Here is a 19,328-nt window from a genome sequence, read left to right on the forward strand (position 1 = left end):
AACTCCACGAACGAGACGACGTGACCGACGAGAAAACCGGCCAGACCACCGACCAGACGACCGACCAGACGACCGACCGGCCTGCCGAGAAGCCCCACGGCCTCCAGGCGATCTGGGCAAACACCCTGGAGCCGGTGGCCCCGCTGCCCTGGTACCGCAGGCTGTCCCTCAAGGCCGTAGTGGCGGCGACGCTGGCCGTGGGCCTCCTGACCGCACTGGTGGTGGCCGCCGTGACAGGCGCCGGCGCCCCGCCGCGGCACCGGATCGCGCTGCCAGACCGGATCGGGGACCAGGTCCATCTGCCGGACGACGGTTCGGTCCAGACGGCACGCTCCAGCTACCAGCAGCGGATCAGGGCGCTGAGCCCGTACCGGGAGCTGACGGTGGGCGGTTACGGCACGACCGGATCGTCCAAGACCACGCTGCTGCTGGTCGGACTGACCGGGAGCTTCGCGGAGCCCCAGCGGGAACTGAACAAGTACTTCGGACGGCTGGCGGCCTCGGACGTGTTCAACGACACGGTGACGGAACGGCAGGACTACCCGACAGGCCCCCTCGGCGGCGCGTTCGAGTGTGCGGTGCTCACCTACCCGTCCACGTCCGAGACCACCTACATGTGGGCGGACGGCAGCACGGTCGGCATCGTCGTCGACAGCACCGGCGAGAGCTCCCCACAGGAACTGGCCGACCGCGCCCGGGACATCCGCGCAGCCGTCGAGGTCCCGGCCGAGGACTGACCCGCCGCCGAACCAGGAAGCCGCCGACGCTGGCAGGTTCGGCATCGAGGGCCGGTTCTACGGCGGCCACCAGAAGGTCGCACCTATGGATCCTCGGCGCGGTGGCCGCTCCGGAGCCCGCGAACTGCCCGCTGCCCACTGCCCACTGCCCACTGCCACCGTTTCAGAAGGTCGTCGTCCGCAACTCGCCGCTGACGGGGTCGAGGCCGGCCTTCCACCGGCGCTGCTGCTCGAACCAGTGCACATAACGCGGTGAGGCGCCGCGCAGGTCGATGCTGAGCGGGTAGGGGTCGAACTCGTCGAGGAGCAGCTTGCGGAGGAACTCGACCATGCCGCACGGGAACAGGGTGAAGTCGTCGGGGGTGTGGCGGCCGCAGACCAGGACGGGCCACTTGTCGGGATCCGGGTCGGTGGTCAGCCAGCACAGGATGTCCGGGCCCGAGGTGACCCCCCAGGCGAGGATGTGGTCCGGGTCGATGTCGAGGCCTTCCTGGCCGTCCAGCATCTCCCAGGTGTAGCGGGCGTTCTCCGTCTCCTCCTCGAAGGTGCCAGGGTCCCACTGGATGTACTCCTTGGGGAGCGGCATCAGAACGCAGACCTCGTTGAAGGAACCGCCCCCGTACACCGACATGAAGGCCTTGTAGTCGCGCGGAAGCCGCGTGCCCCACCGCGCCTCGGCCGCCGCCCAGTCGATCTGCTCGTCGGCGCCGGGATCCGCGGGGAGGATCTCGGCCAGCGCTGTGATGCCCGTCGGGTCTTCCACGGCAGTCCCCTTCTCTGTCTCTCGAGTCGCCGAGAGCCTAGGGGACGGTACCGACATGCCCGGCAACCAGCGCCCGGCAGCTGGCACGCCGCAGAAGAAGACGAGTGCACCCTCAGCATGAATCAGGGCGCGAACCCGGACAATTCCCAGGCCAGGAATACGGGCGAAATCACCGAAAAGAAAAGGTGGAGATAGGAATCGAACCCATCTAAACGGCCCTGCAAGCCGTCGCCTCGCCACTCAGCCACTCCACCGCGGCAACGAGGGAAACATTACACGAGCATGAACGGGGATTCCTCGGCGACGCCGATCTTTCACTCTAGAAGGCTCTTAATGCGTCTAGTGCTATTTCTCTCGACATGGTGTCGACAGGGTCCTGCAGGCCAGCGCGGAAAAGTCACGGTGCGCTAGCCTGTGCCGATATCTCCGACCCGATGGGATTTCACTGATGGCCGTCGAGGAATCATGGTTCACCCGTACCACGGAGCTGCGTTGTGGAACCGCTGCGAACCGGTGCCAGTACAAGAGCCTCCCCCTGCGCGACCTTCCCCCGCTCGGTGTCGTGCGCCGCGCGCGGATCGTCCGCGAAGGCCTGCGTGAGCGCCGCGACGCCGTCCCGACGCCCGGCCGGCCCTCCCGCTTCACCGAGGGGGACTGGGTCCGGGTGAAGGACGAGGCCACGGTGCGCGCCACCCTCGACGCCAAGGACCGCCATCGCGGCCTGTGGTTCACCCGCAGCCAGTGGTCGTTCTGCGGCGGCGTCTACCAGGTCGAACGCATCGTGCGCCGCATGATCGACGACCACTACCGGGTACGGCGCCTGTCCGGCACCGTCGCCCTGGCCGGCGCCACCTGCCACGGCGCCGACGGGGCCCAGGGCTGCGGGCTGGACTGCGCCCTGCTGTTCCGCGACGAATGGCTGGAGCCCGCCCCCGCGCCGGTCCCCGCCGCCCGGCCCGCCGCCCTCTGGGCGACCGTGCGCAGCCTCCCGGAGATCCGCGCCACCCTCGACCCCGACGGGCGACTGGACGGCGTCCCCTTCCAGCCGGGCATGGAGCTCCACGCCGACACCCGCCACAGCGCCACCGAACTGCGCCACCGGTCCCTCGCCTGGTGGCAGCACCCCACCAAGGGCCGCTGGTTCATCCTCAACGGCCTGCGCTGCGGCGGCGAACCGCTCGCCACCGGCTGCGACCGCCGCTGCGCCCTGCTGTGGCACGAGTCCTGGCTGCATCTGGAACCCGCCGCCACCACCCACTGACCTGCCGGGCACCACCAGGCATCACCGGGCATCACCCACTGACCGGCCGCCACCACCCGCCGACCTGCCGGGCACCGCACTCCGCGGTGCCCGGCAGGTTTTCGTCGCTGGCAGGTCCTCGTCGGCCGTCAGCGCCGCCAGCGGTCGCGCACCAGCTTCGCGGCCAGGTGCAGCGGCCCGTCCCGGTCACCGACGTAGCAGCGAGGAAGCGCGTACACCCCGCTGTGGACCCCGGGGCTGACCGCGCACCCGTACCCGTACCCGGCTTGCGCCACCGCCTCCACCGCGGCGGCGTCGAGCGAACCGTAGGGGTAGCAGAACCCCTCGACCTCCTGCCCCGTGAGGTCCTCCAGCACGCGGCGGCTGTCGGCGACCTGGGCCGCCAGCTCCCGCGCGCCCAGGCCCGCCAGCCGCCGGTGCGTCAGCCCGTGCGAGCCGATCTCCAGCCCGGCGGCAGCGGCCTCGTGGACCTGGCACGCCGTCATCAGCGGCTTGCGCGGGCCCTGCCGGTCCCAGTCGTTGTATCCGCCCAGCCGGTCGGCCACCACGTAGACCGTCGCCGTGAACCCGTACTCCGCCAGCGCGGGCATGGCCTCCTCCACGAAATCGCGGTATCCGTCGTCGAAACTCAGCCCGACCATGCCCGCCGCGCTGCCGCCCCGGTGCGAGCGCATCAGGGCGCCGACCGACACCCCGCGCAGCCCGCGGGCGGACAGCCAGCGCAGCTGGCGGCGAAAGCGCGCAGGGTCGACGGTAATCAGATAGGGATCCTCACTCGTTGACGCCACCGAGTGGTACATCAGCGTCCACGGAAAACGCGCCGCACCTCCACCGGCCGCTTCTTCCGGGCTGTTGCGTGGTCGAATGATTCGCATGTTCTGCTCCAGCTGTCCGGCGGCACCGCCTGTGCAGGTGGCCTTCAGGGAAATTGCATTCTGGCAGCGTCGAACCCGGCTTCCATTCGCGCCAGGCGACTCCGCCCCATTTCACCCGGATGCCAGCCCAGAAGTCGCCCGACGAGTGCCCGGCCCGCACGGCCCGAATACCGGTTCCACCCCGCCCGGAACCGGCCGGCGTTTCACCTGGCCGCGACGGCGGCCGGTGCCCATGCGGCGGCTCTGGCGGCAGCGAGCGAGGCCCGGACCCGCGCTGCTCCTGCGGAGGCGATTCCCGTCGTGCGGCTGTCGCCCGCAGGACGGCTGACGAGGCCCGCACACGCGCGGCAGATGCCGGGTTGAGGGACGGGGTCGTGGCACTGGGCGCACTCGGCGTAGCAGGCCGCTGCGGGCTGTACAGCGGCCCGGTCGGGTGGCATCTTGCGCTCCAGGCGGTAGCGGAGCACGGCGACCGCCGAGTACACCGGGGCGGGCAGGCCCGGCAGCAGGGCCTGGGCGAGGTCGGCGGCTGTGCTGCCGCGTTCCAGCCATTGGGCGACCAGGGGTGCGAGTTCACGTGCTTCGGCCTCGCCCAGGCGCAGGCGCGGTTCGGGGCGGATCACCCGGAACAGGGTGGCGACCGCGTCGCGGAGCTGTTCGTCCGGCGCGTCCTTTTCGGAGTCCCCCTCCCGCCTTTCCGCCCCCGGGGTGGTGACGGGCTCCCCGGACTCCCGGGAGGGGAGGGAGGGTTCTTTCGCCGGGTTCTTTACCAGAGCGTCAGCGCCGCCGGTGGTCGCCTCACCGGGCGCCGGACGGGTGGCACTCGGCGTGGCGAGCACCGTGAGCGCCGTGAGCTGTGGGGTGTCGTAGACGTGGGTCTCGGTGATGATCGTGCCGTCGGGCATGCGGATCTTCTCGACCCGGTAGAAGCCCGCCTCGGTCAGTTCCTTGAGCGCCTTGCGGATGGCGCTGCGCCCCTGGGGGCTGGTGTCGGCCATGTGCCGACCGTCCTCGCGCCAGCCGTCCGGGCGGGAGAGGAGGTCGGCGAGCAGACCGCGAGCGGTGTAGGACAGCCGCCGGTACTGGAGCATGGTGTTGGGCAGCACGGTGAAATCGCGCACGTGGGCGCTACGATGGACACGCATCGGGAGGACTGCTCCTGTTGCCGGACCCCGGAGCGTTGGCGCGCTGCCGGGGTCACCTATTTGTGGTTAGGCCACGGAACGTACCACAACTACCTGACACACCAGGCGCGTTGAGGCCAGCGGCCGGATCATATTCAAATCCTCCCGCCGACGGCCGGCACAAAGTGCGGCCAAGACCCCGCAAGCACCCGGTCAGCGCCGGCGGCCGAGCAGCTCGGCGGTCTCGGCGCGCCGGTTCCAGGCGATGACGGCCAGCGGCACCATGAAGATGAACGGGGTCCCGGCGTTCTCACCGTGCATCGCGGTGAGCTGGGTGACGAACGCGAACACCAGGAAGACGATCAGCGCCGTGGCTGCCGGCCCGGTCAGCCGGCGGACCAGCAGCCCGACCGCTCCGGCCAGCTCCACCAGCCCGGTCAGGTACATGAACCAGTGGCCCACACCCATGGCGTCGAAGACGGTCGTGGCGGCGGGGACCGCGAGCAGCTTGGGCAGCGCGCTGGCCACGGCGAAGAAGAGCGCCAGCAGGATCCGCAGCGTCCAGACCACCCGGATCACGGCCTTGCTGGACTTCGTGGCGGCGGTGGTGACGTTGGTAGCGGCGGTAGCAGTGGCGGTGGCGGTAGCGGTGCTGGACATCTCAGGTCTCCCCGGTCGGCTGTCGTTGCTTTCCCAGGTATGACCGCCACCACCGCCCGAACTCATCGGTCCCGGAAGAAAAATTTTCCGGCAGCCCCAACTCCAGTGCCAGCAGCCCGGCCCGGGCTGCTCGCCGCGTGGGGCTGTCAGCCGATGGACTTCGCGTCGTCCGCCAGTACTTCGACGAGTCGCCGCTTGACCGCGTCGCGATGCGGGACTTGCCGAGGCGGCTGCCCCGGCTGCGGCGGGACACCGAGGTCGGTGAGGAGGTAGAGCATCCGCAGGGTGCGCAGCGCGTTGGACACGTATGTCGGGGTGGTGCCCCGGGCCACGGCCCGGAAGTCGGCGCCGATGTCGTCGAGCCAGGCGACGGACTGGTCCGCGGTGAGCTTCGGGTTGGTGAGGGTCAGCGCGATCGCGCGGGCGAGCCGGTCGTCCTCCCGTTCGGCGTACAGGTAGTCGGTGGGCGCGAGGAGCCGCGCGGTCGCGAGGTCCAGCATCTCGACCGGCTCGACCTCGCGGTGGCGGCCGAGGGCGCCGAGCAAGTCGGCGCCGTGCGCCACGGCGTGCAGCCAGCCCAGCTGCGCGTCGTGTCCGCGCAGGTCGCTCTCTGCGGGGTACCAGCGGGTGAACGCGTCCAGCCATTCCTGGCGGAGGTCCCCGCGGCTGACGATCATGTCCAGGACCAGCGGAGCGAACGTGCGGGCCTGAATCGGCGAACCGGCGGCGAAGCGGGCCGCCATGTCATCGCCCAGGCGGATCCGGCGGTCGCCGTCGATGACGTCACGCTCGATCCAGGTCCGCAACACGACGTACGGGTAGCCGTCGCGCACCTCCGGGTCCGGATCCCGCAGGCACTCCGCCAGTTCTGCGGTGAGCTCGTCCAGATCGCCGCCCGGGGGCACCGCACATGCATCGGAGTAGATCTTGTACCAGTCAGTCACGAGCAGCGAGGCTAACCCGCCACGGACGGCGTGACCAGCGATTATCCGGATCCGCCCACGGCGGCGACCGCAACGGCAGCGGCCTGGGCCTCGGCCTCGGCCGGAACCAGGACGGGCGCGGGCGGCCGACGGCCCGTTCGCCGCCCGCGCGTCGGGTGGTCCGGATCGGGCGGCCGCGCCGTCAGCTGTCGGCGGCCTGCCGGATGAAGTCGGCCACCGCGTCCGGCCGGGACACGTAGACGGCGTGGCTGCCGGACACCGCGGAGGTGCTGGCCCCGGCCCGCTCCGCCATGGCGTGCTGGGCGGGCGGCGGGATCATCCGGTCGTCGGCCGCCACCAGGTACCAGCTCGGCTTGGTGCGCCAGGCGGGCTGGGAGACGGCGCCGTTGAGGGCGTCGACGCCCCAGGGGACCTGGGAGTCGGCCATGAAGGCGGCCAGTTCGGCGGGGACGTCGGCGGCGAACGAGGCGGCGAACTCGTCCCGGTCGAGGAAGAGGAAGCCGTCCCTGGGCGGCAGGATCGGCGGCACCGGGGCGCCGGGCGCCGGGTCGGCGATCAGGCTGCCCACCGACTCGCTCTTGTCGGGGGCGAACGCGGCGATGTAGACGAGGCCCGTCACCTTCGGGTGGTTGCCCGCCTCCGTGATCACGGCGCCGCCGTAGGAGTGGCCGACCAGGACGGCCGACCCGTCGAGGCCGTCGAGGACGTGGTGGACGGCGGCGACGTCGCCCTCCAGCGACAGCGTCGGGTTCTGCACGATGCTCACCCGGAACCCGGCCCCGGTCAGCCGCTGATACACCCCCTGCCATCCGGAGCCGTCCACGAACCCGCCGTGGACGAGGACGATGCTCTTGCGGTTTTCCTGCTCACTCATCGGTTCTCCCATCGCCGCCTGGTGCATGACGTTGCGTCAGAGCAGGTTAGTGGCGACCCCGGGCGCCCGCGTCCGTCATCCGACGTAGTTCGGGCCGAGCCGCGCCTCACACCGCACCGGACCGCACCGCACCGCACCGCACCGCACCGGGCGGGGCTCCACCGCACCGGACGGCACCGAACCGGGCCGGTGCACCGGAGTGGGAAGTCGGCCGGGCCGACTTCCCCTTGCAGCCCATCGCCGCCGGCCGCTACCACGACCGCTTCGAACTCCGGTACGGCCAGTGGCAGTTCGCGGAGCGCCGGGTCCGCCTCACCCTGGTCGGCGACGTGAGCCGCCACCTGCGCGTAACCCCCGACCTCACGGGACAGGAAGGCTAGGCATCCGTCCGCACGACCGCCGTGAGGGTCTGCTCAGGGCTTCCGTCGGCGGGCCGCGCGGTCACCGGGTCGCTGTTGCGCCCCGCGGTGCTGGAGGTGAGCGCCCAGCCGGCGGGGTTGACCACGGCCTGGCGGACACCGTCGTAGCTCCACCGCTGGGCCGCGGAACCGTCGCAGGCGGCGCGCACCACCTGGCCGCCGACGGCCGCGGGTGCGGCCAGGCACTCGTTGCCCTGGGCGGTGTGCAGGCTGCCGTCGCGGGCGAGGACGAAGAGCTGGTTGGCGTTGGGCGTGGTGGCGCAGCGGTAGCTGATGGCGCCGTTGGCGCCGCCGCGGTCGAGGCAGGCGCCGTTGGCGAACCGGAGCGGCCAGCGGGCGGACTGGCCGAGGCCGAGTTCGGTGAGCAGGGTGCCGTCGGGCTGCTTCCGCTGGCGGATCATGTCGTCGCAGGCGCCGCTGGTCGAGGTGCCGGTGTTGGTGGCGGTGAGGGTGCCGCCGTTGCCGGTCATCGGGCCCCAGCGGTTCTCGGAGTACGCGTTGTCGTTGCAGGCGTAGGCGGGCCTGTTCCAGTCGAAGTACTCCACCCAGCTGTTCCAGTCATACTTGATCTGCTGCGACTTGGGGAGCAGGACCGAGCCGAGGACGAAGGAGGTGCCGGCGGTCTCGTCGGTGACGGTGGCCGTCACCCAGTGGGTGGCGGGGTCGATCCGGACCTGGAAGGCGTACGTGTGGCCGGTGACCGGGCGGCCCTGGTTGACGGTGCTGTTGGCGCACTGGAGGTGCTGGCCCTCGCCGGTGCTGTTCCAGCAGTGCGAGCCCTGGGTGCCGTCGGCGAACTGGAGCTCGGTGTCGGCCCAGGTGGACCAGTTGAACAGGCCGTCGTTCTGCTGCTTGTCCTGGAAGCCGATGTAGGAGAGGTTCCCGTCGAAGTTGAACTGGCTCGACCAGAAGACGTCGCCGTCGCCGGGGGTGGTCACCACCGTGTTGCGGAAGGTGACCTCGGTGAGGACGGTGTCGCCGGCGATGGTCCAGTAGGAGTACGAACCGGGCGTCTGGCCGTAACGGGGCTGGGCCGCTGCGGCCGGCACCGCCGGCCCCGCGAGGGCCGAGGCCGCCGGTTTCGCGACGGCCGGGACTTCTCCGGCGGGCAGGCCGGCGAGGGCGAGACAGGCGAGCGGCAGCGCGCACATGGCGCGGCGCCGGGAGACGTGCGACATCCGTTGCTCCTGACAGGTCAGCGGCGGCCGCAAGCCGTCGGCGCCGCACGGATTCCCCAGCGCGACCCTCACCCACCCGGTCACGGTCCGCAACACATGAGGTCGCCAGGAGTGATCGGGGGCCCCGGAGATTCCACAGGCACCGATCACCCATTCGACTGATCGGTGCAGGCCGCCTCCCCGAAATGATCGTTCCGGGGCGGGCGCGCATCCTCCTCGCCGGGGCGCCCTCCCCCCGGCTCGGCTCAACCACACCGAACCGCGCGAAAACCGAACGGGCGATCGGCGATCGGACGCGCAGCGGAGCAGCCGAGCCCGCCGCCACCCGATCGGGCCGCCTCCGGCCGCGACACGGCGCAGCGCCGCGACAACGGCGGTCCGGATGCGGAAGGCTGACGCCACCCTGCCCGGGGCCTCGCGGTGCGGCTGCCACGGCCGGCCGGAGCGACCGGAGCGACCCGAGACCGGAATGGTGGCATGACCGTTCAGGACACCCCGCCCACCGGGACCACCCGGCGCGGCGACTTCGCCGAGCTCCACCGGCGCGTCTCCGACGCCGGTCTGCTGCGCCGGCGTCCCCTGTACTACGCGGGCCGGAGCGCCGCGCTGTTCGCCGCCCTGGCGCTGCTCCTGGCCTGGTTCGTCGTGCTCGGCGCGAGCTGGTGGCAGCTGTGCCTCGCGCCCCTGTTCGCCTTCGTGATCGGCCAGTTGGCGCTGCTCGGGCACGACGTCGCCCACCACGCGGTGTTCGCCGGCCGGCGGGCGACCGACCTGGCGGGCATCGTGCTGGGCAACCTGGTGGTCGGCATGAGCTACGGATGGTGGGTGAGCGACCACAACCGGCACCACGCGCACCCGAACCGCGAGGGCCACGACCCGGCCGCGGACTCCCTCCTCTTCGCCCGGACCACCGAACAGGCAGTCCGCACAAGGGGATTGAGGCGGCTCGCGGCCAAATACCAGGCAGAACTGTTCTTCCCGCTGCTGTCCCTTCAGGCACTCGGGCTGCTCGTCGCCACCTGCCTGACCCTGACCCGCGGCACCGTCCGGTACCCGGCCCTGGAACGCACGCTCGCCGCGCTGCACTACGCCCTGGCGGCGGCCCTGCTGGCCGTCGTCCTCACGCCGCTCCAGGCGCTGGCCTTCGCCGTGCTGTTCGGGGCGGTCCTCGGCGTGTACCTGGGGTGCATCTTCGCCCCCAACCACAAGGGCATGCCGATGACCGGCCCGGACGCGGAGCGTGCCGACTTCCTCCGCCGGCAGGTGCTGCCGTCGCGCAACCTGCGGGCCGGCCGGTTCGTCCACTTCCTCTTCGGCGGCCTCGGCTACCAGATCGAGCACCACCTCTTCCCGGCCATGCCGGTCGCGGCGCTGCGCCCCGCCTCGCGCATCGTGCGCGACTACTGCGCCCAGGTCGGCGTGCCGTACAGCGAGGCGGGCCCGGTCGCCTGCTTCCGGGAGATCCTGCGGGACCTGCGGGCCATCGGCCGCTCCCTCCCCGCCGACCCGGCGCAGTCGGCCCCGCCGACCCGGCCGACCGCCCCAGAGCCGACCCGGCCAACCGCCCCAGAGCCGCAGGCCGCGCCCGAAGCGGAGGCGGCGGCACGGTGAGCGGAGTCCTGTCGGGGCCGGCGGCGCGCACCGCGGACGGCCCGGCCCCCGGCGGCGAACGGCTCCGCGTCCTGATCGTCACCGAGTCCTTCGCCCCGCAGCTCAACGGTGTCGCCCACAGCGTCCTCCGGACCGCCGAACACCTCCTCGCCCGAGGCCACACCCCGGTGGTGGTGGCACCCGCTGTACGAGCACCAGCCGCGCGGGCCGCGCGACGGCACGCAGGCGACCTGCGCCGCGACCTGCACCGCGACCTGCACCGCGAGCAGGCGTACGGCTACGAGGTGGTCCGCGTCCCGTCGGTGCCACTGCCCGGCTACCCGGAGGTGCGGGTCGCGCTCCCGGGGCGCGGAGTGGCTGACGCCATCGAGCGGCACCGCCCGCACGTGGTCCACCTGGCCAGCCCGTTCGCGCTCGGGGCGGTCGGCGCCGCGGCGGCCGACCGGGCAGGGGTCCCGTCCGTGGCGGTCTATCAGACCGATCTGGCCGCCTACGCCAGGACGTACCTGCCGGCGTTGGGCGCGGCCGGGCCCCGGCTGGCCTGGTGGCGGCTGCGACGGGTGCACTCCTTGGCAGCCCGGACGCTGGCACCGTCGCAGGCTTCGCTGCGCGCCCTGCTGGCGCACGGCATCCCCCGGGTCCACCTGTGGCCGCGCGGCGTCGACTGCACCCGGTTCCACCCCCGCCACCGTGACGAGACCCTGCGCCTGCGCCTCGGCCGCCCCGGAGACGTCCTGGTCGGGTACGTCGGACGCCTGGCGCCGGAGAAGCACGTCGACCGGCTGGCGGAGGTGTCCCGCATCCCAGGGGTTCGGCTGGTGGTCGTCGGAGACGGCCCGTGCCGCGCCCGGCTGGAGACCGTGCTGCCGGACGCGGTCTTCCTGGGTCTCCGGTCCGGGCACGAACTCGCCCGGCTCTACGCCTCGTTCGACGCCTTCGTCCACGCGGGGCCGTTCGAGACCTTCGGCCAGACCCTCCAGGAGGCCATGGCGAGCGGGCTGCCCGTCGTCGCCCCGGCGGCCGGCGGGCCGCTCGACCTCGTCCGCCCGGGGCACACCGGATTCCTCGTCCCGCCCGGCGCGGCGGACGGGTTCCGGGAGGCCGTCGAACGTCTCGCCCGCAACGACGAACTGCGGGCGGCGTTCGGGCTGGCGGGGCGTGCCGCGGCGACGCAGCGCAGCTGGGCGACGGTCGGCGACCTCCTCGTCGAGCACTACCGGCTCGCCCGCACCGAGACGGCCGGGCCACCCCTGCGCCGCTGAGCAGGCCGGCGGACCCACCCCGAAGAAACGGACCTCCATGCACCACCCCCTCGCCGCCGAGTACGTCCGCAGCCCCGCTCCGGCCGCCGGCACCGCCGTCTTCCTGCACGGACTGGGCGGCTGGACCCACAACTGGGCCCACCTGATCTACCTGCTGCGGACCTCGGCGCACTGCCTGGCCCTCGACCTCCCGGGCTTCGGAAGGTCGGCGCCCCCGCCCGACGGCGACGTCACCGTCGAACGCCAGGCCGCAGCCGTGGCCGGCCACCTCGACCGCCACCTCGACCGCGACCTCGACCGTCGCCTCGGCCGTCACCCCGACCATCACCCCGACCGGAACGGGCACCGCCGCGTACACCTGGTCGGCAACTCGCTCGGCGGCCTGATCGCACTGCGCCTCGCCGCCCAACGGCCCGACCTGGTCGCCACCTTGACCCTCATCTCGCCCGTGCTGCCGACGTTCCCGCCCGCCCCGGCCCTACGGGTGGCCCTGCTCGGCCTGCCGGGCGCGCCGCGACTGCACGCCCGCCTCCTGGCCGCCCAGAGCCCCGACCGCCAACTCGACGACCTCTACCGCCTGATCTACGCGAACCCCGCCCTCGTCGGCACCGAGCAACGGTCGGTGGAGGCACGCGAGCGCCGACGCCGCGCCGAACTGCCGTACGCGCAGGACATGCTGGCCGAGGGAGTGCGCTCGGTGGTCCGCGCGTCCCTTCGGCGGGGCGAGGCCTCGGCCTGGCACCTGGCCCGCCGCGTCACCGCCCCCACCCTGCTCGTGTACGGGCGGGACGACGCCCTCGTCCCCTTCCGTACGGCGCCCCGGGCCTACGCGGCCTTCCGCGACGCCCGACTCCTCACCCTGCCCGGCGTCGGCCACGTCGCCATGCAGGAACGGCCGGCTCCCGTGGCCACGGCGATCCGCGCCCTGATCACCGAGGCGAGCCCGTGCGGCACCGTCACTGCGCCGGGATCGGGCGCACCGGGTGCTTGCTCAGGATCGACACGCGGTTGAAGGCGTTGATGGCGATCGCCACCCAGATGACCGCCGAGATCTGGTCGTCCGTCAGGACCTCGCGGGCGACACCGTAGGCGGCCTCCTGCGCGACGGCGTCCGACGGATCGGTGGTCACCTCCGCCAGGGCGAGCGCGGCCCGCTCCTGCGGCGTGAACAGTTCGGTGTCGCGCCACGCCGGCAGCGTGCCCAGGCGCTGCGCGGTGTCGCCGGCCTGAAGAGCGGCCCTGGTGTGCACATTGAGGCAGTAGGCACACCCGTTGATCTGGGACACCCGCAGATTGACCAGCTCCACCACCCTGCGGTCCAACCCGGCCTCCGCCGCCCCCACCCCGGCCGCCTCGGCAGTCGCCCGCAACGCCCGGTAGGCCTGAGGGCTCTGCTTGTCGACGAACACCCGCCGCCGCACCGGGGCAGCGGTCACATCGGTGGTCACATCACTCACGGGAACTCCTCTGACGGATCAGCAGATCAACGGATCACTCGCGGCCGGCATGTCACCACACCATCATAGTTGAAAGTGAAACCACTTTGGAAGACTACCGTCCTGCGCGGCACCCCGCCACGAGTGGCGTCACCTGAACAGCATCGGCACACCGCGTGCGACTGCCACCGCCACGTACCGCAGCTCACACCCCGAGACACCCGCGAGACCGAGTCGCCCTCGACCCCTCGCGGAAGCCAGTGCTCACGCCCTCGTGGGCGGGCCCGCCACCATGAGCGGACCTGCCTCCCGGCTGACCAGCAGGAACCCTGCCTGCCCCGGAGGTACCTGACCTCCAGGGGCGGCCAGAACGACGACTGTCCGCTCCGACACCGAGCACGACCGGCCCGGTCAGCACCATCAGGCAGTCATCGGACCAGGATCAGGCCGCAACTGTAGGCGCGGGCATGGCCGAAGCCGTGGGTGAGGGCGGCCGTGAGTGCTTGTGGGTCCGTGACGCTCAGAGTTCCGCGGATCTCGGCCCGGCTGATGAGCAGGCCCCGGTGGGGGCCGTGGCTGGAGACCTTCGGCAGGATGCGGAGGGCCAGCCGTTCTATGTCGGAGTCGATGCCGAGCCGGACCACTCCGTCCGGGGCCACCGCCGGTTCGCCGACCGGCTGCAGGCGGCGGGCGAACCACGCCTTCACGTGTTCCGGGCGGGTGTGCGGCACCCGTACACCCCTTCCACCCCCGCCGCCTCCGGGGGCCGGCGGCCCGGCCGGTCGGCTGCTGACCGGATTGACGACCGTGCGGAAGTCGAGTCGGTCCCCGATGCGGAAGGTGCGGTCCACCACCAGACTGTGCGGCGGTTCGACCAGCGCCGCTCGGGGCAGGCCGCTCCAGTCGCCGGGGACGGCGGACTGTACGACCAGGGAGAGCCGGGCGGTGCTCAGGTCGACGGTCCAGCTGGACAGCACCTTCATCTGGGCGCGGGCGTCCCGGCTTCCGTCGTCGACCCAGCCGCGGAAGCCGCTCATGACGGTCCGGTGCATGTCTTGGGCATCGATCAGTGACTTGGCGGTATATGGGTGCCTGGCGTCCAACGTGATCAGGGTGTGTGTGGCGACGAATCTGGCCGCCTTGTTGGCGGGAACGGGCTCGGTTGTGCGCAGGGTGTTCACGGGATGATGTCCCATTCGGTGGCGTGCGGGGAGATGGTGATGCGGTGCCGGGACTCCCAGCGCTGCCGGTGGACGGGGCCGCTCGCGAGGAACCTCTCGGGCTGGTCGCGGACCGGCCCGACGCCCGGCAGCGGGTGCGGGCTCTCGATCCAGGCCCACCGGGTCTGGCTGACGTTCGGCGGCGGCTGCCCGTCGTCGGCTGCCGGGAGCAACGCCCGGGTTTCGAAGACCTCCGGCAGGGTGCCCGGGGCGATGCCGACGAAGAGGTCGCCCGAGGGCGGGCAGGATTTGCGGCCCAGCCAGAGCAGGCGCTTCGGGTGCTCCAGTGCGTGGGCGATCCGTTCGAGGAGTGCGCGGTCGGAGTGCTGGAGGCCGACGAGGAAGGCCGCGTCGGACAGGTACCAGCGCTCGGTGATCATGGCGTGGCGGCTCACCTCACCTGCGACCAGCGCCCCGGAACGGGGGTCCGCCGCGATCCGCTTCGGTGCGCCGTACCAGGATGCCAGCGCGTGGCTGCCGAAGGATGCGGTCGTGCCCTCTCTCTGCTCCCCGAGCGCTTCCAGGGCCGAGGCCCGGCGGTGGTCCGTCACGAGGTCGCGGGGGCGGACGGGATACCTTCCGCCCCCGACGGTGTGGTAGTCCCTCATGGGCGTTCCGGGGCGGTCGGCGCGAACGCCGAAGAGGACGGACCCGAGTTCGTCGAGCGGATCCTCCCGGTCAAGGCCGAGGGCCGCCGCACAGAGGCCGATCACTCCGGACTTGGTGGGCCGGGTGTGGGTGTCGCGCTGGGCGAACCGGCCTTTGATGCCCCAGGACTGCAGCGGCCCGGCCAACCTGATGAGCAGAACGTGCTGCGGTGCATCGGTCGTCGCGGTGGAGCCGGTCCTGGCAGTAGGACCGGTCGTGGCAGGGGCGTCGGTCACGGCGTGAGGTCCTCGATGGAGTCCACGACGTCCACGGCCCCGGTGGGGTCGACCGTCTCCAGGAGGTCCGCGATCTCCGGTGCGTAGGTGAGGACGCGTGCGGACCGCAGGTCGCCGCGGCGCTTGCTGACGAAGAGGTGGTGCCGCATCAGACGGCGGACCGCCGCCTGGCCAGCCGGGCCCTCGCCGCCGCTGCTCTCGGGGTTCTCGTCCACGGGGTTCTGGAAGGCGGCAGCGTAGTTGTACGGGCGCTCGCCCTCGAAGGCGAGCACGAGTGCCGGCAGCGAGCCGGTGGAGGCAGTGGAGTTCTTCTTCGCCTCCGGGACGGCCTCGACGAAGGCGTTGACGAACTCCGCCTCGGCGGCGGTCGCCGCTTCCTCCGCTTCCTCCGTCTCCATTCCGGCCTGCTGGAGGTTGGCGCGAAGCTGTCGGCGGTCCAGGACGGCGTGCCGGTAGAAGGTCCCGGAGATCAGCGACTGGTACCCGGTCATGCCCGCGCCCGCGTCGTCCGCCGTGTCGAGGAAGCTGAGGGCGTTGCGCTTACGGTCGAGCTTCGCGTCGTCGGCCGCCGCGTAGAAGTCCTCGATCTGCTCTGCGGCGTGCACGGTGAAGGCATGGCCGGTCTGCACCGCCCCGTCGACATTGGGCGAGTCGGCGATTTCGGCGAGGAAGCGCCCGTAGAGGGCGATGTCCACAGCGTCACGGGGCGCGATGGCGAGCAGAACGGCGTTGCGCGTGCTCTTGGGGAGAGGGGGGAGGCCTGTGGTGCCGGACTCCGTGGCTGCCTGCGCGTCGTCGTTCTCCTGCTCCTCAGCGTTCTTCGCCGCACCACGGCGGGGTTTCTTCGAGGCCTTCTGCTGGCCGGCGAGGTAGCTGTCGCGCCACGGCCGGATCTCGTCGGCGTTCTCGGCGATGTGCCGGGCGATCCTGGTGCCTGCGTCGGCGGGCGCGAAGACCAGCACCTTGGTCAGATTGGCCACCGTCTTCTTGGCCGGGTCGCCGAACTTCAAGCCGCTCGCCTCGATCACCGCGCGCGCCGTGATCAGGGCCTCCTCCTTCTCCCAGCCGTTCCCGGACGACAGTTCGGCCGCCGCGAGGAGTGCCCACTCCCTTGTCCGGGTGCCCATGCTCCGGCCCTTGAGGGCGCCGATGCCGGCATTGGCCCGGTTGCGGGCGTAGACGCGCTCGGCGCGTCGCCGGGCCTGGCTGGTGATCATGTGCCGTTCGAACCCGCCGTACACAAGGGACTTGGGCTGACCGTTCTCGTCCCTGACCGGGAGCACGGCGACGAGCGTCTCCAGGAGGTGGAGCGAGAGGAACGGGCTTCGAGCGTCTGCGGTCACGCGGTCGCGTCCTTATGGTCGGTCGGGATCGTGTACGTGTCGTGCTTGGGCTACTGGTCCGACGTACCGGGCCTGTTGGTCCTGCTCGGCCTCGGCCTACCGGCTCTGCGGCGAACTGCCGGACGGCCGGCTCCGGTGGACCGGGGCATGGAAGTCGACCGACCACCGGTAGGCGATGCGGGCCTTGCGGTCGTTCCAGAGGATCAGGTCCTCGGTGAGCCGGGTCCAGGAGGGCGGGAGCTGGTCACAGGACCGGAGCCGGACGATGGTGTGCTGCAGGTGCCGCCACGGCACCCTCCGGCTGACGACCACCCGGTCCACGAGCCGCTGCGCGCCCGGGTCGCCCGGGCCCCGTCCTACGCTGTCACCGATGCGCGCCGCCGCCGAACCGAGACTCCCGTAGCCGTAGGCGGGCGTCGGACGGCCCTGGTGGTAGAGCGCGAAGAGGAAGGCCATCCGCTCGAACAGGTCGCGGTGGTTCTCCCCGCCGTACCAACCGGCCCGGATGTGTGCGTTCGTCCGGCCCCTGGCCCGGCGCAGGTTGGCCAGGGTGCCGTACTCGCGGTTGCGCACCAGGGTGGTGAGCCAGGCAACCAGTGCGGCGCTGTCGTGCGGGAAGGCGTCCTCGACGGGGTACCCGTCGCGGGGACTGTCCTCAGTCATGGGCGGTCTCCCCCCGGAGTTCGGCCGGGGCCTTGGGATGGCTGATGTCGTCCTCGAAACGCTTCAGGGCGTCCGCCCTGGCCTGGAAGCCCCGCTCGTTGGGCGGGAGGGTGTCGAGGCGGTAGACGAGGTGGGTACGGGCCAGGTCGGTGAGGGTCTGCGTGTACTCCAGGAGCAGGGGCGCGACCGGATCTCCCGGGTTGTCGTACCCCTCATCGATCACTGCCTCCAGCAACTGGTCGAAGGGCTTGGCAGCCTCGGGCCAGAACATCCACCGCGCGTCGAACCGGGACATCTGCCGGGCCTCGTCGGCCGGCCGCGCCACCGAGTGGACCTTCTCCGAGGCGAGGATCGCCGCCCGTTTGAGACTCCACGCCAGGTACTCGGCGATGCGCGAGCCCCGCCGGGACGCACGGTAGAGCTGCACCTCCATCGCTGGGGCGTAAGGGAAGTAGCCGTCCGTCCAAGAGACCGGCAGCGTCTTGTTGGAGACGAGGCCGACAGCCCACAAGTGGTAGGGCGCGCCCCGGCAATCCCGCTTGTGCGGCAGCGAGCGCAGTCGCGCGTAGAGACCGGGCTGCGCGTCCTTCACCGCGCTGTACAGGGCGTGCGCCTCCTGCCAGAGCGCGCGCGTGGGCGACGGCCACAGGGGCTTGACCTCTCCGCCCGCGGTCCGGCTGAACACGGCGTCCTGCATGTGCTTTTCCGGGTCGAGTTCGAGGACCTCGCCGGCTCCGATCAACACGCGGTCGACGACGATCGCGCCGTCCGCATCGCGCTTCGGTCGCAACAGGACGGAGCGGCCGAGCGCGCTGTGCAGGTCGGCAGGGCCCTCCGGCACCCGAGGGCGGGCCCGCACAGCGAAGTTCCGGCGGCTCACCGAACCACTGGTCCAGGAGGTGTTGAGCCGGCCCGGGTCTCCCTCGGGCGGATAGAGGTTGAGCCGCAAGGTCTCACCGAACGTACGGCCGAGGGGAACGACCCTAATCCGTCCCTGCAACCGCCCGGTGGACAAGTTGGTGACGGTGGGTCCGAGAATCCTGCCGGTGATCCTCGCCCTGCCGTACGTGCCGTACACGTGCTGGGCGAGCATGGCCCGGAACGCGTCAGCCGCCGGCAGCGGCTCGCCGTCCTCGAGGTGGTGGTGGTCGAAGAACTGGTTGTAGTCACCGGCCCGCTCGATGACCAACTGCGCGGTCCCCGTGCCGCTCTCGTCGAAGGAGGGGTTCAGAAGGGAGTTCTGGCCGAGGGGCGTCTCGGGGTGGAACAGGTCCCAGTGCTCGTCCGGCTCACCGGCCAGCCACTCGGCTGCGGAGCGGAGGCTGCGTTCGTCGCGGATCCACTCCCGCCATTCCTCGGGCGTGCTCGGACAGGTACCGGAAGCGAAGCAGATGGCCATGACGAACTCGATGACGGCAACGGTCTCGCCCGGGGTCGGACAGTCAATCGTCGTCAAACTATCGGCCCGGTCGAGGAGTTCGCACAACGATACAAGAATCCTGGCCCCTTCGGGCGTCACCGCGGGAATGCACGGCTCTCTCCGTGAGTCCCAACTGAGGCGCTGCTCGGCCAGGGCCCGAGGGTGCGTTCGCGGCAATGCCCTGCCCATCACTTCGTATGATCGCGCCTGTCCGACAAGGGAGTTGGAACTCCTATGCCGAAGCCGACGCTAGCACCCGCGATTGGATCGTGTAGCTCGATCGACCAGATTGCCCCGCCATCCTGGTCCAGGGTGGCGGGGCACCGGCCAGCCCCACACACGCGGGGAAAGCGACCCAGCAAACACTCGCTGCCGTCGACGGTTCATTCCCGCTGCACTGCGGGAGCGTCTCTGCTGTGATGCCGACAGGGCTCCATCACATCAACGGCCACGAGCAAGGAACAGAAGGCGCGCCGTAGACTGAAGCGCCGCCGATTCGCTCGGCTGCCCGGCCCGCTCGATGAACGAAGGTCGCAACACCCCGTTCCGGGTCCCCCCCCCCCCGCACCGGGGGGGGGCCCGGCCCGTTACCCACCCGGGGGGCGGGGGGTTTGGACCCGCGCGCCCCCCACCACCCGCTGTGGGTGCGCCCGG

At 71.6% G+C, this 19,328-nt stretch carries 19 protein-coding genes and 1 tRNA gene; 6 read left to right on the forward strand and 14 right to left on the reverse strand.

Annotated features, from left to right (window positions below; translation table 11 throughout):
• Window positions 1-20 precede the first annotated feature (20 nt).
• On the forward strand, window positions 21-737 hold the full coding sequence (locus ACFV6D_RS15545; RefSeq protein ID WP_380560081.1) for a hypothetical protein: 717 nt from the start codon (window positions 21-23) through the stop codon (window positions 735-737).
• A gap of 163 nt (window positions 738-900) precedes the next feature.
• On the opposite strand, the gene ACFV6D_RS15550 is transcribed toward ACFV6D_RS15545, so the two are convergent.
• Both ACFV6D_RS15550 and ACFV6D_RS15555 read right to left on the reverse strand, forming a co-directional pair.
• Window positions 901-1,500: an SMI1/KNR4 family protein gene (locus ACFV6D_RS15550; RefSeq protein ID WP_079136542.1), complete on the reverse strand. Its 600-nt coding sequence runs from the start codon at window positions 1,498-1,500 to the stop codon at window positions 901-903.
• 183 nt (window positions 1,501-1,683) lie between these two features.
• Window positions 1,684-1,754: transfer RNA gene (locus ACFV6D_RS15555), tRNA-Cys, on the reverse strand.
• Between the two features lie 194 nt (window positions 1,755-1,948).
• Here ACFV6D_RS15555 and ACFV6D_RS15560 point away from each other — a divergent pair.
• Window positions 1,949-2,761: a hypothetical protein gene (locus tag ACFV6D_RS15560; RefSeq protein WP_363376982.1), complete on the forward strand. Its 813-nt coding sequence runs from the start codon at window positions 1,949-1,951 to the stop codon at window positions 2,759-2,761.
• Window positions 2,762-2,889: 128 nt separating this feature from the next.
• On the opposite strand, the gene ACFV6D_RS15565 is transcribed toward ACFV6D_RS15560, so the two are convergent.
• The 5 genes from ACFV6D_RS15565 to ACFV6D_RS15585 form a co-directional block, all read right to left on the reverse strand.
• On the reverse strand, window positions 2,890-3,549 hold the full coding sequence (locus ACFV6D_RS15565) for a polysaccharide deacetylase family protein (protein WP_208869253.1): 660 nt from the start codon (window positions 3,547-3,549) through the stop codon (window positions 2,890-2,892).
• A 290-nt stretch (window positions 3,550-3,839) separates the two neighbouring features.
• The gene (locus ACFV6D_RS15570; protein WP_380560083.1) at window positions 3,840-4,781 is read right to left on the reverse strand and encodes a hypothetical protein; all 942 of its coding nucleotides are present in this window, start codon (window positions 4,779-4,781) and stop codon (window positions 3,840-3,842) included.
• A gap of 192 nt (window positions 4,782-4,973) precedes the next feature.
• A complete protein-coding gene (locus ACFV6D_RS15575; RefSeq protein ID WP_380560085.1) occupies window positions 4,974-5,420 on the reverse strand; it encodes a DoxX family protein in 447 nt (148 codons plus the stop codon).
• 146 nt (window positions 5,421-5,566) lie between these two features.
• Window positions 5,567-6,364: a DUF2785 domain-containing protein gene (locus ACFV6D_RS15580; protein WP_380425633.1), complete on the reverse strand. Its 798-nt coding sequence runs from the start codon at window positions 6,362-6,364 to the stop codon at window positions 5,567-5,569.
• A 181-nt stretch (window positions 6,365-6,545) separates the two neighbouring features.
• Entirely contained in the window at window positions 6,546-7,238 is a 693-nt protein-coding gene (locus ACFV6D_RS15585; RefSeq protein ID WP_380560086.1) for an alpha/beta fold hydrolase, read from the reverse strand.
• 227 nt (window positions 7,239-7,465) lie between these two features.
• Between ACFV6D_RS15585 and ACFV6D_RS15590 the strand changes: the two genes are divergently transcribed.
• Window positions 7,466-7,618: a hypothetical protein gene (locus tag ACFV6D_RS15590; protein ID WP_167745906.1), complete on the forward strand. Its 153-nt coding sequence runs from the start codon at window positions 7,466-7,468 to the stop codon at window positions 7,616-7,618.
• Here the strand turns inward: ACFV6D_RS15590 and ACFV6D_RS15595 are convergent.
• Complete coding sequence (locus tag ACFV6D_RS15595) at window positions 7,615-8,835, reverse strand: ricin-type beta-trefoil lectin domain protein (protein ID WP_380560087.1); 1,221 nt, start codon at window positions 8,833-8,835, stop codon at window positions 7,615-7,617. The genes ACFV6D_RS15590 and ACFV6D_RS15595 overlap by 4 nt on opposite strands.
• 477 nt (window positions 8,836-9,312) lie before the next feature.
• Between ACFV6D_RS15595 and ACFV6D_RS15600 the strand changes: the two genes are divergently transcribed.
• The 3 genes from ACFV6D_RS15600 to ACFV6D_RS15610 all read left to right on the forward strand — a co-directional run bounded on the left by ACFV6D_RS15600 (window position 9,313) and on the right by ACFV6D_RS15610 (window position 12,720).
• Window positions 9,313-10,446, forward strand: coding sequence for an acyl-CoA desaturase (locus ACFV6D_RS15600; protein WP_380560089.1), 1,134 nt, complete (start codon window positions 9,313-9,315; stop codon window positions 10,444-10,446).
• A 71-nt stretch (window positions 10,447-10,517) separates the two neighbouring features.
• Complete coding sequence (locus ACFV6D_RS15605; RefSeq protein WP_380560102.1) at window positions 10,518-11,708, forward strand: glycosyltransferase family 4 protein; 1,191 nt, start codon at window positions 10,518-10,520, stop codon at window positions 11,706-11,708.
• 37 nt (window positions 11,709-11,745) lie between these two features.
• Window positions 11,746-12,720 carry an alpha/beta fold hydrolase gene (locus ACFV6D_RS15610; RefSeq protein ID WP_380560091.1) on the forward strand — a complete coding sequence of 325 codons (975 nt, stop codon included), beginning with the start codon at window positions 11,746-11,748 and terminating at the stop codon, window positions 12,718-12,720.
• On the opposite strand, the gene ACFV6D_RS15615 is transcribed toward ACFV6D_RS15610, so the two are convergent.
• The 6 genes from ACFV6D_RS15615 to ACFV6D_RS15640 all read right to left on the reverse strand — a co-directional run bounded on the left by ACFV6D_RS15615 (window position 12,665) and on the right by ACFV6D_RS15640 (window position 18,863).
• Window positions 12,665-13,165, reverse strand: coding sequence for a carboxymuconolactone decarboxylase family protein (locus tag ACFV6D_RS15615; RefSeq protein ID WP_380560093.1), 501 nt, complete (start codon window positions 13,163-13,165; stop codon window positions 12,665-12,667). The two genes, ACFV6D_RS15610 and ACFV6D_RS15615, sit on opposite strands and share 56 nt — an antisense overlap.
• A 407-nt stretch (window positions 13,166-13,572) precedes the next feature.
• Entirely contained in the window at window positions 13,573-14,340 is a 768-nt protein-coding gene (locus ACFV6D_RS15620) for a type I-E CRISPR-associated protein Cas6/Cse3/CasE (protein ID WP_380560095.1), read from the reverse strand.
• Window positions 14,322-15,248, reverse strand: coding sequence for a type I-E CRISPR-associated protein Cas5/CasD (gene cas5e, locus ACFV6D_RS15625; protein WP_380560097.1), 927 nt, complete (start codon window positions 15,246-15,248; stop codon window positions 14,322-14,324). The genes ACFV6D_RS15620 and cas5e overlap by 19 nt, the downstream gene beginning before the upstream one ends.
• Window positions 15,245-16,591, reverse strand: a complete 1,347-nt coding sequence (locus tag ACFV6D_RS15630; protein ID WP_063352463.1) for a type I-E CRISPR-associated protein Cas7/Cse4/CasC — start codon at window positions 16,589-16,591, stop codon at window positions 15,245-15,247. The genes cas5e and ACFV6D_RS15630 overlap by 4 nt, the downstream gene beginning before the upstream one ends.
• A 96-nt stretch (window positions 16,592-16,687) precedes the next feature.
• Window positions 16,688-17,254: a type I-E CRISPR-associated protein Cse2/CasB gene (gene casB / locus ACFV6D_RS15635; protein ID WP_380560099.1), complete on the reverse strand. Its 567-nt coding sequence runs from the start codon at window positions 17,252-17,254 to the stop codon at window positions 16,688-16,690.
• The gene (locus ACFV6D_RS15640; RefSeq protein WP_380560100.1) at window positions 17,247-18,863 is read right to left on the reverse strand and encodes a type I-E CRISPR-associated protein Cse1/CasA; all 1,617 of its coding nucleotides are present in this window, start codon (window positions 18,861-18,863) and stop codon (window positions 17,247-17,249) included. The genes casB and ACFV6D_RS15640 overlap by 8 nt, the downstream gene beginning before the upstream one ends.
• Window positions 18,864-19,328 lie beyond the last annotated feature (465 nt).

The organism is Kitasatospora sp. NPDC059812 (genome assembly GCF_042732075.1).
In the GTDB taxonomy this organism is placed as follows: Bacteria; Actinomycetota; Actinomycetes; order Streptomycetales; family Streptomycetaceae; genus Kitasatospora.

Coding starts and splice junctions, on each gene's coding strand:
- ACFV6D_RS15595 (WP_380560087.1), bottom strand. CDS start 8,835: ATGTCGCACGTCTCCCGGCGCCGCGCCATGTGCGCGCTGCCGCTCGCC.
- ACFV6D_RS15570 (WP_380560083.1), bottom strand. CDS start 4,781: ATGCGTGTCCATCGTAGCGCCCACGTGCGCGATTTCACCGTGCTGCCC.
- ACFV6D_RS15600 (WP_380560089.1), top strand. CDS start 9,313: ATGACCGTTCAGGACACCCCGCCCACCGGGACCACCCGGCGCGGCGAC.
- ACFV6D_RS15610 (WP_380560091.1), top strand. CDS start 11,746: ATGCACCACCCCCTCGCCGCCGAGTACGTCCGCAGCCCCGCTCCGGCC.
- casB (WP_380560099.1), bottom strand. CDS start 17,254: ATGACTGAGGACAGTCCCCGCGACGGGTACCCCGTCGAGGACGCCTTC.
- ACFV6D_RS15560 (WP_363376982.1), top strand. CDS start 1,949: ATGGCCGTCGAGGAATCATGGTTCACCCGTACCACGGAGCTGCGTTGT.
- ACFV6D_RS15585 (WP_380560086.1), bottom strand. CDS start 7,238: ATGAGTGAGCAGGAAAACCGCAAGAGCATCGTCCTCGTCCACGGCGGG.
- ACFV6D_RS15620 (WP_380560095.1), bottom strand. CDS start 14,340: ATGGGACATCATCCCGTGAACACCCTGCGCACAACCGAGCCCGTTCCC.
- ACFV6D_RS15640 (WP_380560100.1), bottom strand. CDS start 18,863: ATGGGCAGGGCATTGCCGCGAACGCACCCTCGGGCCCTGGCCGAGCAG.
- ACFV6D_RS15575 (WP_380560085.1), bottom strand. CDS start 5,420: ATGTCCAGCACCGCTACCGCCACCGCCACTGCTACCGCCGCTACCAAC.